This window comes from Pseudomonas sp. UBA7500 (assembly GCF_002478435.1).
GTDB classification, from domain to species: Bacteria; Pseudomonadota; Gammaproteobacteria; order Pseudomonadales; family Pseudomonadaceae; genus Aquipseudomonas; species Aquipseudomonas palmensis.
The window spans coordinates 1-12333 of the sequence record NZ_DLNW01000035.1 but is presented as its reverse complement, the minus strand read 5'-3'; the positions used below and the strand labels follow the sequence as shown (position 1 = coordinate 12333).

General features: G+C 66.6%; 12 protein-coding genes. 9 read left to right on the top strand and 3 right to left on the bottom strand.

What is annotated here, in order from left to right; genetic code table 11:
- Positions 1-8: 8 nt before the first annotated feature.
- The 3 genes from hemE to B4I46_RS15660 all read left to right on the top strand — a co-directional run bounded on the left by hemE (position 9) and on the right by B4I46_RS15660 (position 3194).
- The gene (hemE, locus tag B4I46_RS15670) at positions 9-1094 is read left to right on the top strand and encodes a uroporphyrinogen decarboxylase (RefSeq protein ID WP_054915444.1); all 1086 of its coding nucleotides are present in this window, start codon (positions 9-11) and stop codon (positions 1092-1094) included.
- The gene (locus B4I46_RS15665) at positions 1087-1515 is read left to right on the top strand and encodes a MarR family winged helix-turn-helix transcriptional regulator (protein ID WP_043863016.1); all 429 of its coding nucleotides are present in this window, start codon (positions 1087-1089) and stop codon (positions 1513-1515) included. Before hemE ends, B4I46_RS15665 begins: the two co-directional genes overlap by 8 nt.
- A gap of 179 nt (positions 1516-1694) precedes the next feature.
- Positions 1695-3194: an aldehyde dehydrogenase family protein gene (locus B4I46_RS15660; RefSeq protein ID WP_286900907.1), complete on the top strand. Its 1500-nt coding sequence runs from the start codon at positions 1695-1697 to the stop codon at positions 3192-3194.
- Between the two features lie 23 nt (positions 3195-3217).
- Here B4I46_RS15660 and feaR read toward each other — a convergent pair whose 3' ends face one another.
- The 3 genes from feaR to paaY form a co-directional block, all read right to left on the bottom strand.
- A complete protein-coding gene (gene feaR / locus B4I46_RS15655; RefSeq protein ID WP_043863014.1) occupies positions 3218-4126 on the bottom strand; it encodes a transcriptional regulator FeaR in 909 nt (302 codons plus the stop codon).
- Positions 4127-4192: 66 nt separating this feature from the next.
- Positions 4193-5116, bottom strand: a complete 924-nt coding sequence (gene paaX / locus B4I46_RS15650) for a phenylacetic acid degradation operon negative regulatory protein PaaX (RefSeq protein WP_054915441.1) — start codon at positions 5114-5116, stop codon at positions 4193-4195.
- A gap of 73 nt (positions 5117-5189) precedes the next feature.
- A complete protein-coding gene (gene paaY, locus B4I46_RS15645; RefSeq protein WP_043863012.1) occupies positions 5190-5786 on the bottom strand; it encodes a phenylacetic acid degradation protein PaaY in 597 nt (198 codons plus the stop codon).
- Between the two features lie 261 nt (positions 5787-6047).
- Here paaY and paaF point away from each other — a divergent pair, with 261 nt between their 5' ends.
- The 6 genes from paaF to paaK all read left to right on the top strand — a co-directional run bounded on the left by paaF (position 6048) and on the right by paaK (position 12273).
- Entirely contained in the window at positions 6048-6821 is a 774-nt protein-coding gene (paaF, locus tag B4I46_RS15640) for a 2,3-dehydroadipyl-CoA hydratase PaaF (protein ID WP_054915468.1), read from the top strand.
- A gap of 44 nt (positions 6822-6865) precedes the next feature.
- Entirely contained in the window at positions 6866-7657 is a 792-nt protein-coding gene (paaG, locus tag B4I46_RS15635) for a 2-(1,2-epoxy-1,2-dihydrophenyl)acetyl-CoA isomerase PaaG (RefSeq protein WP_043863010.1), read from the top strand.
- A gap of 2 nt (positions 7658-7659) precedes the next feature.
- Positions 7660-9234 (top strand): 3-hydroxyacyl-CoA dehydrogenase PaaH, encoded by a 1575-nt coding sequence (gene paaH / locus B4I46_RS15630; protein WP_286900902.1) that lies wholly within the window; start codon positions 7660-7662, stop codon positions 9232-9234.
- Positions 9227-9676, top strand: a complete 450-nt coding sequence (gene paaI / locus B4I46_RS15625; RefSeq protein ID WP_043863008.1) for a hydroxyphenylacetyl-CoA thioesterase PaaI — start codon at positions 9227-9229, stop codon at positions 9674-9676. The genes paaH and paaI overlap by 8 nt, the downstream gene beginning before the upstream one ends.
- On the top strand, positions 9669-10874 hold the full coding sequence (gene pcaF / locus B4I46_RS15620; RefSeq protein WP_123752470.1) for a 3-oxoadipyl-CoA thiolase: 1206 nt from the start codon (positions 9669-9671) through the stop codon (positions 10872-10874). Before paaI ends, pcaF begins: the two co-directional genes overlap by 8 nt.
- A gap of 82 nt (positions 10875-10956) precedes the next feature.
- Positions 10957-12273, top strand: coding sequence for a phenylacetate--CoA ligase PaaK (paaK, locus tag B4I46_RS15615; RefSeq protein WP_054915437.1), 1317 nt, complete (start codon positions 10957-10959; stop codon positions 12271-12273).
- Positions 12274-12333: the final 60 nt, after the last annotated feature.

Below are 12333 nucleotides of genomic sequence, written 5' to 3'. Positions count from 1 at the left end.
GAACCAGCATGAGTTACCCGTCCTTGCACAATAATACGTTTATCAAGGCCTTGCTGCGCCAACCCACGGCGCATACGCCTGTCTGGCTGATGCGCCAGGCCGGCCGCTACCTGCCCGAGCATCGTGCCCTGCGTGCCAGGGCCGGCTCGTACCTGGACCTGGTGAAGAACCCGGACCTGGCCACCGAGGCCAGCCTGCAACCGCTGCGCCGTTTCAGCCTGGATGCCGCCGTGGTGTTTGCCGACATGCTCAGCCTGCCCGACGCCATGGGGCTGGGCCTGTACTGCGTGAACGGCGATGGCCCGCGCTTTCGTCACCCCTTGCGTGACGAGGCGGCCATCGAGCGCCTGCGCGTGCCCGAACCCGAGGCGCTGGAGCACACCTACCAGACCCTCGCCCAGGTGCGTCACGAGCTGGAGGGCAAGGTGCCGGTGGTGGGCTTTGCCGCAAGCCCCTGGACCCTGGCCTGCTACATGGTCGAGGGTGGCCCGCCGGGCGACTGCCAGTTGATCAAGAAGATGCTCTACCGTCGCCCGGAACTGCTGCACCGGTTGCTCAAGGTGCTCGGTCACGCGGTGGCTGCCGACCTCAATGCACAGATCGAGTCCGGCGCCCAGGCGGTGATGCTGGTGGACAGCTTCGGCGGTGTGCTGGCCGACGCTGCCTATCGGCGTTTCTCCCTGTATTACCTGCGTGAAGTGCTGGCGCGCCTGCACAAGACCCAGCATGGCGTGCGCATTCCCTCCATCGTGCATACCCGTGGTGGCGCCCAGTGGCTCAGCCCGCTGGCCGACAGCGGCGCCGATGCGCTGGGCCTGGACTGGACGTGTGACCTGGCGCTGGCACGCCAGCTGGTGGGCAACTGCGTGGCGCTGCAGGGCAACCTCGACCCGGCCGTGCTGCTGGCAGACGAGGCGAGCATTCGCCGCGAGGTGCGACGCACCCTGCAGACGTTCGGACCACCGGCGGCCGGTTTCGGCCATGTGTTCAACCTGGGGCAGGGCATTTCGCCGGCCACTTCGCCAGAGGCGGTTGCAGTACTGGTCGACGCGGTGCATCACTACAGCCGCGTCGCGGGAGGTGTGCATGCTTGACCCGACGTTCGACTTCGACAAGATGCTGTGTTTCTCGCTGTATTCGACAGCCAACGCCATGGTTCGGGACTATGCCGAACCGCTCAAGCGACGTGGCGTCACCTACCCGCAACTGCTGGTGATGGCCGGGTTGTGGGGCAAGGATGATGTGTCGATCAGCGCCTTGAGCGAGCTCACCCTGTTCGACCTGGGCACGTTGACGCCAATCGTCAAGCGCCTGGCGGATGCGGGGTTCATCACCGTGTACCTGGACCCCAGCGACCGACGCCGACGCAACCTGCTGCTGACCGACAAGGGCCGTGAGCTCAAGGCCGAGGCGGCGCAGGTGTTCAGCAACATGGCGTGCAAGATCGACCTGGGCGAGGGCGAGGTGGAGCAGGTGCTCAACGTGTGCCACCGGATCCGTACCCGCCTGCGCTGACCCGCACCCATTCGCCAGCAAGGCCTGCTCCTGTAGGAGCCAGCCTTGCTGGCGAACAGCCACACCACCCACCACATTGGCACACCCGCCAACCTCCCTGGCAGCCAGCGAAACACCCCACCTTCAGCAGCGCCATACACTCTCCTGGGATGTTCCCAACCATAACAAAAGGAGTGTTCATGACTGCCGGCACCGTACCCCTGCTAGCCAGTGTCCAGCGTTTTCTCGGACGCCAACACGGCCTGTACATCAATGGCGGCTGGCGGCCGTCCACCTCCAGCCAGACCCTTACCGTCTTCAACCCGGCCAACGGCCAACCCATTGCCGTGACCCCCGATGCCAGCGCCGAGGATGTCGACCAGGCCGTGCAATCGGCGCATCGGGCATTCGTCAGTGGCGTGTGGGCGCGCCGCGCCCCGGCCGAGCGCGAGCGTATCCTGCTGCGCTACGCCGATTTGCTCGAACAGCACGGTGAAGAGCTGGCCCAGCTCGAAACCCTGGAACAAGGCAAGTCGATCAACATCGCCCGCGCCTTCGAAGTCGGCAGTACCCTGAACTGGATGCGCTACACCGCCGGCCTCACCACCAAGATCTGCGGGCGCACCCTGGATGTGTCGATCCCGGTGCCTGAAGGCGCCCGCTACACCGCCTATACGCGCAAGGAGCCGGTCGGCGTGGTGGCTGGCATCGTGCCGTGGAACTTCCCGCTGATGATCGGCATGTGGAAGGTGATGCCCGCCCTGGCGGCCGGCTGCTCGATCGTCATCAAGCCCTCCGAGATCACCCCGTTGACCCTGATGCGCATGGCCGAGCTGGCCACCGAGGCCGGCATCCCGGACGGCGTGTTCAACCTGATCACCGGCAGCGGCAGCGTATGCGGCAGCGCCCTCACCAGCCACCCGCGGGTGGCGAAGATCAGCTTTACCGGCTCTACCGCCACCGGCAAGCACATTGCCCGTTCGGCGGTCGACCGCCTGACGCGCCTGTCACTGGAGCTGGGTGGCAAGAACCCGGCCATCGTACTGGCCGACGCCGATCCGCAGCAGGTGATCGAAGGCCTGATGATGGGCAGCTTCCTCAACCAGGGGCAGGTGTGCGCCGCCAGTTCGCGTATCTATATCGAGGCGCCGCTGTTCGACCGCCTGGCAGCGGACTTCGAGCAGGCGATCAAGGGGCTGAGCGTAGGCCCGGGCCTGGACCCCAGCGCGCAGATCAACGCCCTGGCTTCCGGCGCGCACCAGCAGTCGGTGCAGGCCTACCTGGCCGATGCCCGCGAGCAGGGCGTGCAGATCATCAGCGGTGCCAGCGCGCCGGATGCCAATGGCTACTACGTCAGCCCGTCATTGATCCTCAACCCCGACGACAACCTGCGCCTGACCCGCAGCGAAGTGTTCGGCCCGGTGCTGAGCCTGACCCGCGTGGCCGATGTGGAAGAAGCGCTGGCCCGCGCCAACGACAGCGACTATGGCCTGACCGCCAGCCTGTGGACCACCAGCCTCAAGTCGGCCATGGACCTCACCCCGCGCATCGAGGCCGGCACCGTGTGGGTCAACAGCCACACCCTGATCGATGCAAACATGCCGTTTGGCGGCTTCAAGCAATCCGGTACCGGGCGTGATTTCGGCGTCGACTGGCTGGACGCCTTCACCGAGACCAAGTCGGTGTGCATCCGCCACTGAGGCGGCTGGCAGGCCGCAGGCGCTCAGCTGTAGCGCTTGCGGTACTCGCCGGGCGACACGCCGAAGCGCTGCTTGAACGCGGTGGTGAAGTAGCTGCTGTTGGAGAAGCCCCAGGTGTACCCCAGCGCCGACAGCTTGAGGGTCGACTGCGGGTTGCGCAGGGTTTCGGCGCAGATGTCCAGGCGCCGGTTCTTGATGTACTGCGCGATCACCAGGCCCTTCTTGGCGAACACCCGGTACAGCCCGCGCATCGACACGCCGATGTCGCGCGCGATCATCTCCGGGCACAGCGCCTCGTCGGCAATGTGCGTCTCGATCAGCGCCAGGCTTTTGCGAAAGATGCGTTCATGCGGGTCGGGATTGCTGTCGCTGCCGCACAGTGCCGGGCGCATCAGGCTGATCAGCGCATCGATCACCGCTTCGCTTTCGGCCAGGCTCACCTCGTCCAGCTGGGTCGAGGACAACAGCATCTGCTGGGCGAGCAGGGCGACCGGCGAGCCGGCCGGGATCTTGCGCCCGATCTCCACCGGGGTGAAGCGCAGCAGCTGGTCGACCCGGTCGTGGGGCAGTATCAGCGAGATCTGCTGGGAGGCATCGCCAAAGGTGAAGTCGCTGGGGCGTGCACTGTCGATCAGCAGGATGTCCCCCGGCATCAGCACTTCGCGGGCGTCGTCCTGGGCCATGTTGGCCATGCCCTTGAGCTGGAACACCGCAAAGTACTTGTGTTCGCTGCTGCGCTGCACCTCGCGCGGCGTGCGCAGCAGCCGCGCGTGAGAGCTGCTCACGTGACTGAAGCGCAGGGCGCCCAGCTGGCGGGGGCGAATCTCACCGCTGAACGCATCCCCCAGCGCGGCACCGTCGAACTCGCCGCAGGCATGGTTGATGTCGGCCAGCCATTGCTGGAAGTGCTGCTGGGCAGTAGCGGTATTCATGGGTCACACCTCACACCTGGCATTGTTGTTAGGGTGCATGTGATGGCTGGGGGCACGCGCTGCAGGTTAGCGCAGCCCGCCGAAGCGCCGGTAGAAGTTTTCGCTGGCATCGGGCAGCGGGCCGTCTGCGGTTTCCATCGCACTGCTCAGCCACTGTTCGGCCGGGGCACAGGTCAGTCGATACAGGTTGCGGCACAGCTGGCGTGCGGCGCGGCCCTCCCAGTCGCCCGGCAGCAGTTCGTCGGGCAGGTGCGGGTCGCGCAGCAGCAGCTTGCGGTACTCGTGAATCAGCAGCAGGCGCACCATGAAGCAGTCCATCGGCTGCAGGCTGTCCTGCTCGCGCAGCGCCTGCCACACCGGGCGAAACAGCTGGATGAACTCGCTGTACTGCGCCCCCAGTTCCTCGATACGCCAGCTTTCGCGCACCTGGGCACGCAAGGCGCGGGAGGCCATCACGTCCTGGCCGGTGGTCTCGAACAGGATGGTGTCTTCCAGCGCGTCCAGGTCCAGCAGGGTGGCGTTGATGTCGGTGCGGTCGGCCCGCGGGCTGGCCAGCACCACTGGCGAGATGGCGCCAAAGCCCTGCCATTCGAGCTCTTCGCGCACCTGCTTGCGCTTGTCGGCAGACAGTTGGGTGAGCATCGCCAGGTGCCAGGAGCCATCCCACTGCGGCACCACCGAGCTGTACACCCGCTTGAAGGCCTTGTCGAAACGCCGCCGCCCGGCACCGGTGAGGCTGTAGTAGCTGCGCCGGCCGACCTTTTCGGCGGTCAGCCAGCCTTCCTTGGTCAGGCGGAACATCGAGGTGCGGATCAGCCGCTCGTTGATGCCGAAGGGCTCGAGCAACTGGATCAGGCTGCCCAGCCACACGGTGCCGCCGTGGGGTTCGATGGCATCGCCATACAGGGTGACGATCAGCGAACTGGCACGGATCGGGATCTGTTCCTGGAAACGGGTGACGAGCTGATTGAGGGGCGCGAGCGACGACATGGAGGATCCGCTGGGTGAAACCCCGGAATATAACTGCCGTTTGTCCTTCAAGGCCAGCGTTGCCGCCGGCACTTCAGGCCGTGTGGTTTTTCGGGCGGAACGTACTGTCGCTGACACGTCTGCGGTCCTGTTCGGGTTGGCTCAAGGGGCTGCATTCCACCATCTGCTCCAGGCAGCGCCGGGTCAGTGCGTGGTACTCGCCCGTGCCGCCCTGCTTCCAGTGCACTTCAGCGTCGCTCAGGCTGCGTTTTACCTGGGCCGGCGAGCCCACCACCAGCGAGCGGGGCGGGCAGTCGAAGCCGGCCTTGACGAAGGCGGTGGCACCGACGATCGAGCAGGCACCGATCACGGCGCCGTCCATGACCACCGCATTCATGCCCACCAGCGCATCGGCACCGATGCGGCAGCCGTGCAGCACGGCGCCGTGGCCCACGTGCCCGTTGCGCTCGATCACCGTGTCGCTGTCGGGGAAGCCGTGCATCACGCAGGTGTCCTGCAGGTTGGCGCCCTGTTCGAGAATGATGCGTCCGAAATCGCCGCGCAGGCTGGCCAGCGGGCCTACATAGCAGTCGGGGCCGACGATCACGTCGCCAATCAGCACCGCCGAAGGGTGCACGTAGGCGCTGGGGTCGATGACCGGGGTGATTCCGCCAAGGCTGTAGCAGGTCATGTCGGTTTCCTGTGGACGGGGATGACAGCGAATATAACGTATTGTTACTTGTTTGCAATGCTTAGATGTATCGCTTCTTGGCGCTTTACTCGCGATAAACGCAGTGTTTGCTGGGTTTGTTTGGCACGCATGGAAAACAAATAGACACAGACAGGTCACGGTAATGTTGATTTTGTGTATCGTATTGTGGCTATACTCTGCCGCATTCGGCCTCGACCCAACAATAACAGCCAGCCTCGACTGGCCCGTGCGGTGACCGTCATGCCTGACACCCTGTTGCTTGATAACTCCCACGCCGGCATCTGCCTGGTGACGCTGCACCGCCCCGAGGTGCTCAATGCCCTCAACACCCGCCTGCTCGGCGAGCTGGCAGCCGAACTCGAGCGCCTGGAGCGTGACGACAGCTGCCGCGCCGTGGTTCTCACCGGCAGCCGCAAGGCGTTTGCCGCCGGCGCCGACATCAACGAGATGGCCGAGCGCGATGCGGTGGGCATCCTCAACGACCCGCGTGTTGCCTGTTGGCAGCAGATCAGCCGCTTCAGCAAGCCCCTGGTGGCGGCCGTCAACGGCTTTGCCCTGGGCGGTGGCTGCGAGCTGGCGATGCACGCCGACATCATCGTGGCGGGCGTGGATGCGCGTTTCGGCCAGCCGGAAATCAACCTGGGCATCATGCCTGGCGCCGGCGGCACCCAGCGTCTGCTGCGCGCGGTGGGCAAGTCCATGGCCATGCAGATGGTGCTCACCGGCGAGCCCATCGATGCGCGCACCGCGCAACAGGCCGGCCTGGTCAGCGAAATCACCCAACCCGAATTCACCGTCGAGCGCGCCGTGCAGATCGCCCAGGCCATCGCGCGCAAGGCCCCGCTGGCCGTGCGCCTGGCCAAGGAATCGCTGCTCAAGGCCATGGACACCGACCTTGCCAGCGGCCTGCGTTTCGAGCGCCACGCCTTCACCGTGCTGGCCGCCACCGATGACCGGCGCGAGGGCATCAGTGCCTTTCGCGAAAAACGCGCCCCGGTGTTCACCGGCCGCTGAGTGCGCCGGCCCCTTTTACTTCAACCTTGCGAGCGGTACTGGTCATGACCTTCGAGCACATTCTTTTCGACATAGACGACGGCGTGGCCTTTCTGCGCCTGAACCGTCCCGAGCAACTCAACAGCTTCAACGCGCAGATGCACGCCGAAGTGAAGGAGGCGCTCAAGCAGGTACGCGCCAATGCCCAGGTGCGTGTGCTGCTGCTTACCGGTGAAGGGCGCGGCTTCTGTGCCGGGCAGGACCTGTCCGACCGCAACGTCGCGCCCGGTGCGCAGATGCCCGACCTGGGCGAGTCCATCGAAAAATTCTACAACCCGCTGATTCGCGCCCTGCGCGATTTGCCGCTGCCGGTGATCTGCGCGGTCAACGGCGTGGCCGCCGGCGCCGGGGCGAACATCCCGCTGGCCTGCGACCTGGTGCTGGCGGCGCGTTCGGCCAGCTTCATCCAGGCGTTCTGCAAACTCGGCCTGGTGCCCGACTCGGGCGGTACCTGGTTCCTGCCGCGGCTGGTCGGCGTGGCGCGGGCCAAGGCCCTGGCGCTGCTGGGCAACAAGTTGTCGGCCGAGCAGGCCGAGCAGTGGGGGCTGATCTACCGCTGTGTCGACGATGAGGCCCTGCGCGACGAGGCCCTGGGCCTGGCGCGACAGCTGGCGACACAGCCCACCTCGGGCCTGGCACTGATCAAGCGCGGGCTCAATGCCAGCCTGGACAACAGCCTTGACCAGCAACTGGACCTGGAGCGCGACCTGCAACGCCTGGCCGGGCGCAGCGAGGACTACCGCGAGGGCGTGGCCGCCTTCATGGCCAAGCGCGCCCCCGTGTTCAAGGGGTGCTGAGCATGAGCGCACTGGACACAAGTGTTGTGGTGGCGGTGATCGGTGCCGGGGCCATGGGCGCCGGCATTGCCCAGGTGGCGGCGCAGGCCGGGCATCCGGTGCTGCTGCACGACAGCCGCCCGGGGGCGGCGAGCGCGGCCATCGAGGGGCTGGGTGTGCAACTGGGCAAGCGGGTGGAGAAGGGCAAGCTCGACCCCGCGCAGCGCGAGGCCACCCTGGCGCGCCTGCACGCGGTGCAGGCGCTCGACGAGCTGGCGGATGCGGGGCTGGTGATCGAGGCCATCGTCGAGAACCTCGACGCCAAGCGCGAGCTGTTTGCGCGCCTGGAAGCAATCTGCACGGCCGACTGCGTGCTTGCCAGCAACACCTCGTCGCTGTCGATCACCCGCATCGCGGCCGGCCTGGCGCGGCCCGAGCGGTTCGTGGGCGTGCACTTCTTCAACCCCGCGCCGGTCATGGCGCTGGTCGAGATCGTCTCGGGGCTGGCCACGGCGCCGCAGGTAGCAGCCAGCCTGTATGCAACGGCCAGGGCCTGGGGCAAGGCGCCGGTGCATGCCAGCTCCAGCCCGGGCTTCATCGTCAACCGCGTGGCGCGCCCGTTCTATGCCGAAAGCCTGCGCCTGTTGCAGGAGGGTGCGGCCGAGTGCGCCACGCTGGATGCGTTGATGCGCGAGGCCGGCGGTTTTCGCATGGGCGCGTTCGAGCTGACCGACCTGATCGGGCATGACGTCAACTACGCGGTCACCTGTTCGGTGTTCGATGCCTATTACGGCGACATGCGCTTCCAGCCGTCGCTGATCCAGGCGGCGCTGGTGGATGCCGGCCGGCTGGGGCGCAAGAGTGGGCAGGGGTTCTATGACTATGGGCCCTCGGCCGCGCGCCCGGTGGTCAGCGAGCTGCGCAGTGGTTTGCGCATCGAGGCCTGCGAAGTCGAAGGCGACCTGGGCGTTGCGCAGGGCTTGCTGACGCGTATCGAGGCGCACGGCATCAAGGTGTCCCGGGCCCCATCGCGGGTCGAGCCCGCGCCCACCGGTCGTTGTGGGAGCGGGCTTGACCCGCGATGCGGGCACGCAGTCATACGCGTGGGCGACGCCGTGCTGGCCCTGACCGACGGTCGCCTGGCCAGCCAGCGCGCCCGCGACGAAGGCTTGCACAACCTCGTGCTGTTCGACCTGGCGCTGGACTACGCCACCGCCGGGCGCATCGGCATCAGCTGGTCCGCCGACACCACCCCCGCTGCCCGCGACCAGGCCGTGGCCTTGCTGCAGGCCGCGGGCCTGGTGGTCAGCCCGCTGGCCGACGTGCCGGGGCTGCTGGTGATGCGCACCGTGGCCATGCTTGCCAACGAAGCCGCCGACGCGGTGCTGCAGGGCGTGGCCACGGCGGCGGATGTCGACCTGGCCATGCGCAAGGGCGTGAACTACCCCCAAGGCCCGCTGGCCTGGGCCGACGCCATCGGCCCGACGCAGGTGCTGGCGGTACTCGACAATCTGCAGGCCGCCTACGGCGAAAGCCGCTACCGGCCATCACTGCTGCTGCGGCGCACGGTCGCCGAGGGGAGGGCATTGCATGACTGACCTGAACGCCACCGAGCTTGCCAGCCAATGTGCCCAGGCCATGCTCGCCCGTGACCGCGCCAGCCTCGCGCTGGGCATGCAACTGCTGAGCGTCGCGCCGGGCAGGGCGCGCCTGAGCATGCCGGTGCGCGCCGACATGATCCAGGGCCATGGCACCTGCCATGGCGGCTACATCTTCACCCTGGCCGACTCGGCGTTTGCCGTGGCCTGCAACACCTACAACCAGGTCACCATCGGCCTGGGCTGCAGCATCGACTACATCGCCCCGGCACTGATGGGCGACACGCTCAATGCAAGTTGCGTCGAGCAGAGCCGTGGCGGACGCACCGGCAACTACGACGTGCGTGTGGAAAACCAGAACGGGCAGCTGATCGCGCTGTTCCATGGCAAATCTTACAAGGTGCAAGGCACAGTGCTTGCCCAGGAGACCGCAGATGAATGACGCCCTTATCATCGACGCCGTGCGCACCCCCATCGGGCGCTATGCCGGCGCGCTGAGCACGGTACGTGCCGACGACCTGGGCGCGGTGCCGCTGCGTGCGCTGATGGCGCGCCACCCGCAGGTGGACTGGTCGCAGGTGGACGACGTGCTGTTCGGCTGCGCCAACCAGGCCGGCGAAGACAATCGCAACGTGGCGCGCATGTCGGCGCTGCTGGCCGGCCTGCCGATAGAAGTGCCGGGCACCACGGTCAACCGCCTGTGCGGCTCGGGCATGGACGCCATCGGCCTGGGCGCACGCTCGATCCGCAGTGGCGAAGCCGGCCTGCTGCTGGTGGGCGGGGTGGAGTCGATGTCGCGCGCCCCGCTGGTGATGGGCAAGGCCGAACAGGCCTTCTCGCGCCAGGCGCAATTGTACGACACCACCATTGGCTGGCGCTTCGTCAACGCGGCGATGGAAAAGGCGTATGGTATCGACTCGATGCCGGAGACTGCCGAAAACGTCGCCGCACAGTTCGGCATTTCCCGTGCCGACCAGGACGCCTTCGCCCTGCGCAGCCAGCAACGTGCGGCAGCTGCCCAGGCCAGCGGGCGCCTGGCGCAGGAGATCGTGCCGGTGTCGATTGCCCAGCGCAAGGGCGAGCCCAGGCGCGTCGAGCACGACGAACACCCGCGTGGCGACACCACGCTGCAGATGCTGCAACGCCTGGGTACGCCGTTTCGCGAGGGCGGCAGTGTCACGGCGGGCAATGCCTCGGGGGTCAACGATGGTGCCTGTGCGCTGCTGCTGGCAAGCCCGGCGCAGGCTGCGCGCTTCGGGCTCAAGGCTCGTGGGCGGGTGGTGGCGATGGCCACGGCCGGCGTCGAGCCGCGCATCATGGGCATCGGCCCGGTGCCGGCCACGCGCAAGGTACTGGAACTGGCCAACCTGAACCTGGCCGACATGGATGTCATCGAGCTGAACGAAGCCTTCGCCGCGCAGGGCCTGGCGGTGCTGCGCGAGCTCGGGCTGGCTGACGACGACCCGCGGGTCAACCCCAATGGTGGCGCCATCGCCCTGGGGCATCCGCTGGGCATGAGCGGCGCTCGCCTGGTGACCACCGCACTGGTGGAACTGGAGCAGCGCGGCGGGCGGTACGCGCTGTGCACGATGTGCATCGGCGTGGGGCAGGGTATCGCGATGATCATCGAGCGAACCTGAGCCGGCAATACAGCGGGAGCCGTGCAGCTCCCACACTCGGGCCCGTCAGGGGCTGAACCATAAAAAGAATCAGAGTGAACACATGAACATGGCCGCCTTGAACACTGCTGTACTCGACCCGCTGGAGACCGCCAGCATCGATGAACTGCGCCAGCACCAGCTTGACCGCCTGCGCTGGAGCCTGTCCCACGCCTACCAGAACGTGCCGCTGTATCGCCAGCGCTTCGACCAGTTGGGGGTGCACCCCGACGAGGTGCGTTCGCTGGACGACCTGGCCCGATTCCCGTTCACCACCAAGACCGACCTGCGCGACAACTACCCCTACGGCATGTTCGCCGTGCCCATGCATGACGTGGTGCGGGTGCACGCCTCCAGCGGCACCACCGGCAAGCCGACGGTGGTGGGCTACACGCAGAACGATATCGACACCTGGGCCAACGTGGTGGCGCGCTCGATCCGCGCCGCGGGCGGGCGCAAGGGCGACAAGGTGCATGTGTCGTATGGCTACGGGCTGTTCACCGGCGGGCTGGGCGCGCATTACGGCGCCGAACGCCTGGGCTGCACGGTGATCCCGATGTCGGGCGGGCAGACCGAGAAGCAGGTGCAGCTGATCAACGACTTTCAGCCGGACATCATCATGGTCACGCCCTCGTACATGCTCAACCTGGCCGACGAGATCGAGCGCCAGGGGCTGGACCCGCACAAGCTGGCGCTGCGCCTGGGGATCTTCGGTGCCGAGCCGTGGACCGACGAGCTGCGTCGCTCCATCGAGCAGCGCATGGGCATCACTGCGCTGGATATCTACGGGCTGTCGGAAATCATGGGCCCGGGCGTGGCCATGGAGTGCGCCGAGACCAAGGACGGGCCGACCCTCTGGGAAGACCACTTCTACCCCGAAATCATCGACCCGGTGACCGGTGCGGTGCTGCCCGACGGGCAGATGGGCGAACTGGTGTTCACCTCGCTGAGCAAGGAGGCGCTGCCGATGATCCGCTACCGCACCCGCGACCTGACGCGACTGTTGCCCGGCACCGCGCGGCCAATGCGGCGCATCGACAAGATCACCGGGCGCAGCGACGACATGCTCATCGTGCGCGGGGTCAACGTGTTCCCGACCCAGGTCGAGGAACAGGTTCTGAAAATAAAACAGTTTTCAGAGTGCTATGAGATTTATCTGTATCGTGATGGAAATCTCGACACGGTGGATGTGCACGTGGAGCTGCGTGCCGAATGCCAGCACTACGACGAGGCCCAGCGCAGGCTGCTGACCGCCGAGCTGGGCAAGCAGATCAAGACCTACATCGGCATCAGCACGCGCATCGTGCTGCAGCCGTTGGGCACGCTGAAACGTTCGGAAGGCAAGGCCTGTCATGTGTACGACAAGCGTCTGGCCAGCTGATAGCTGATGGCTGCCGAAGCCCCGACCTGGTCGGGGCTTTTTTTTGTGTGCGCCAGGCAT

Coding starts and splice junctions, on each gene's coding strand:
- hemE (WP_054915444.1), top strand. CDS start 9: ATGAGTTACCCGTCCTTGCACAATAATACGTTTATCAAGGCCTTGCTG.
- B4I46_RS15665 (WP_043863016.1), top strand. CDS start 1,087: ATGCTTGACCCGACGTTCGACTTCGACAAGATGCTGTGTTTCTCGCTG.
- B4I46_RS15660 (WP_286900907.1), top strand. CDS start 1,695: ATGACTGCCGGCACCGTACCCCTGCTAGCCAGTGTCCAGCGTTTTCTC.
- feaR (WP_043863014.1), bottom strand. CDS start 4,126: ATGAATACCGCTACTGCCCAGCAGCACTTCCAGCAATGGCTGGCCGAC.
- paaX (WP_054915441.1), bottom strand. CDS start 5,116: ATGTCGTCGCTCGCGCCCCTCAATCAGCTCGTCACCCGTTTCCAGGAA.
- paaY (WP_043863012.1), bottom strand. CDS start 5,786: ATGACCTGCTACAGCCTTGGCGGAATCACCCCGGTCATCGACCCCAGC.
- paaF (WP_054915468.1), top strand. CDS start 6,048: ATGCCTGACACCCTGTTGCTTGATAACTCCCACGCCGGCATCTGCCTG.
- paaG (WP_043863010.1), top strand. CDS start 6,866: ATGACCTTCGAGCACATTCTTTTCGACATAGACGACGGCGTGGCCTTT.
- paaH (WP_286900902.1), top strand. CDS start 7,660: ATGAGCGCACTGGACACAAGTGTTGTGGTGGCGGTGATCGGTGCCGGG.
- paaI (WP_043863008.1), top strand. CDS start 9,227: ATGACTGACCTGAACGCCACCGAGCTTGCCAGCCAATGTGCCCAGGCC.
- pcaF (WP_123752470.1), top strand. CDS start 9,669: ATGAATGACGCCCTTATCATCGACGCCGTGCGCACCCCCATCGGGCGC.
- paaK (WP_054915437.1), top strand. CDS start 10,957: ATGAACATGGCCGCCTTGAACACTGCTGTACTCGACCCGCTGGAGACC.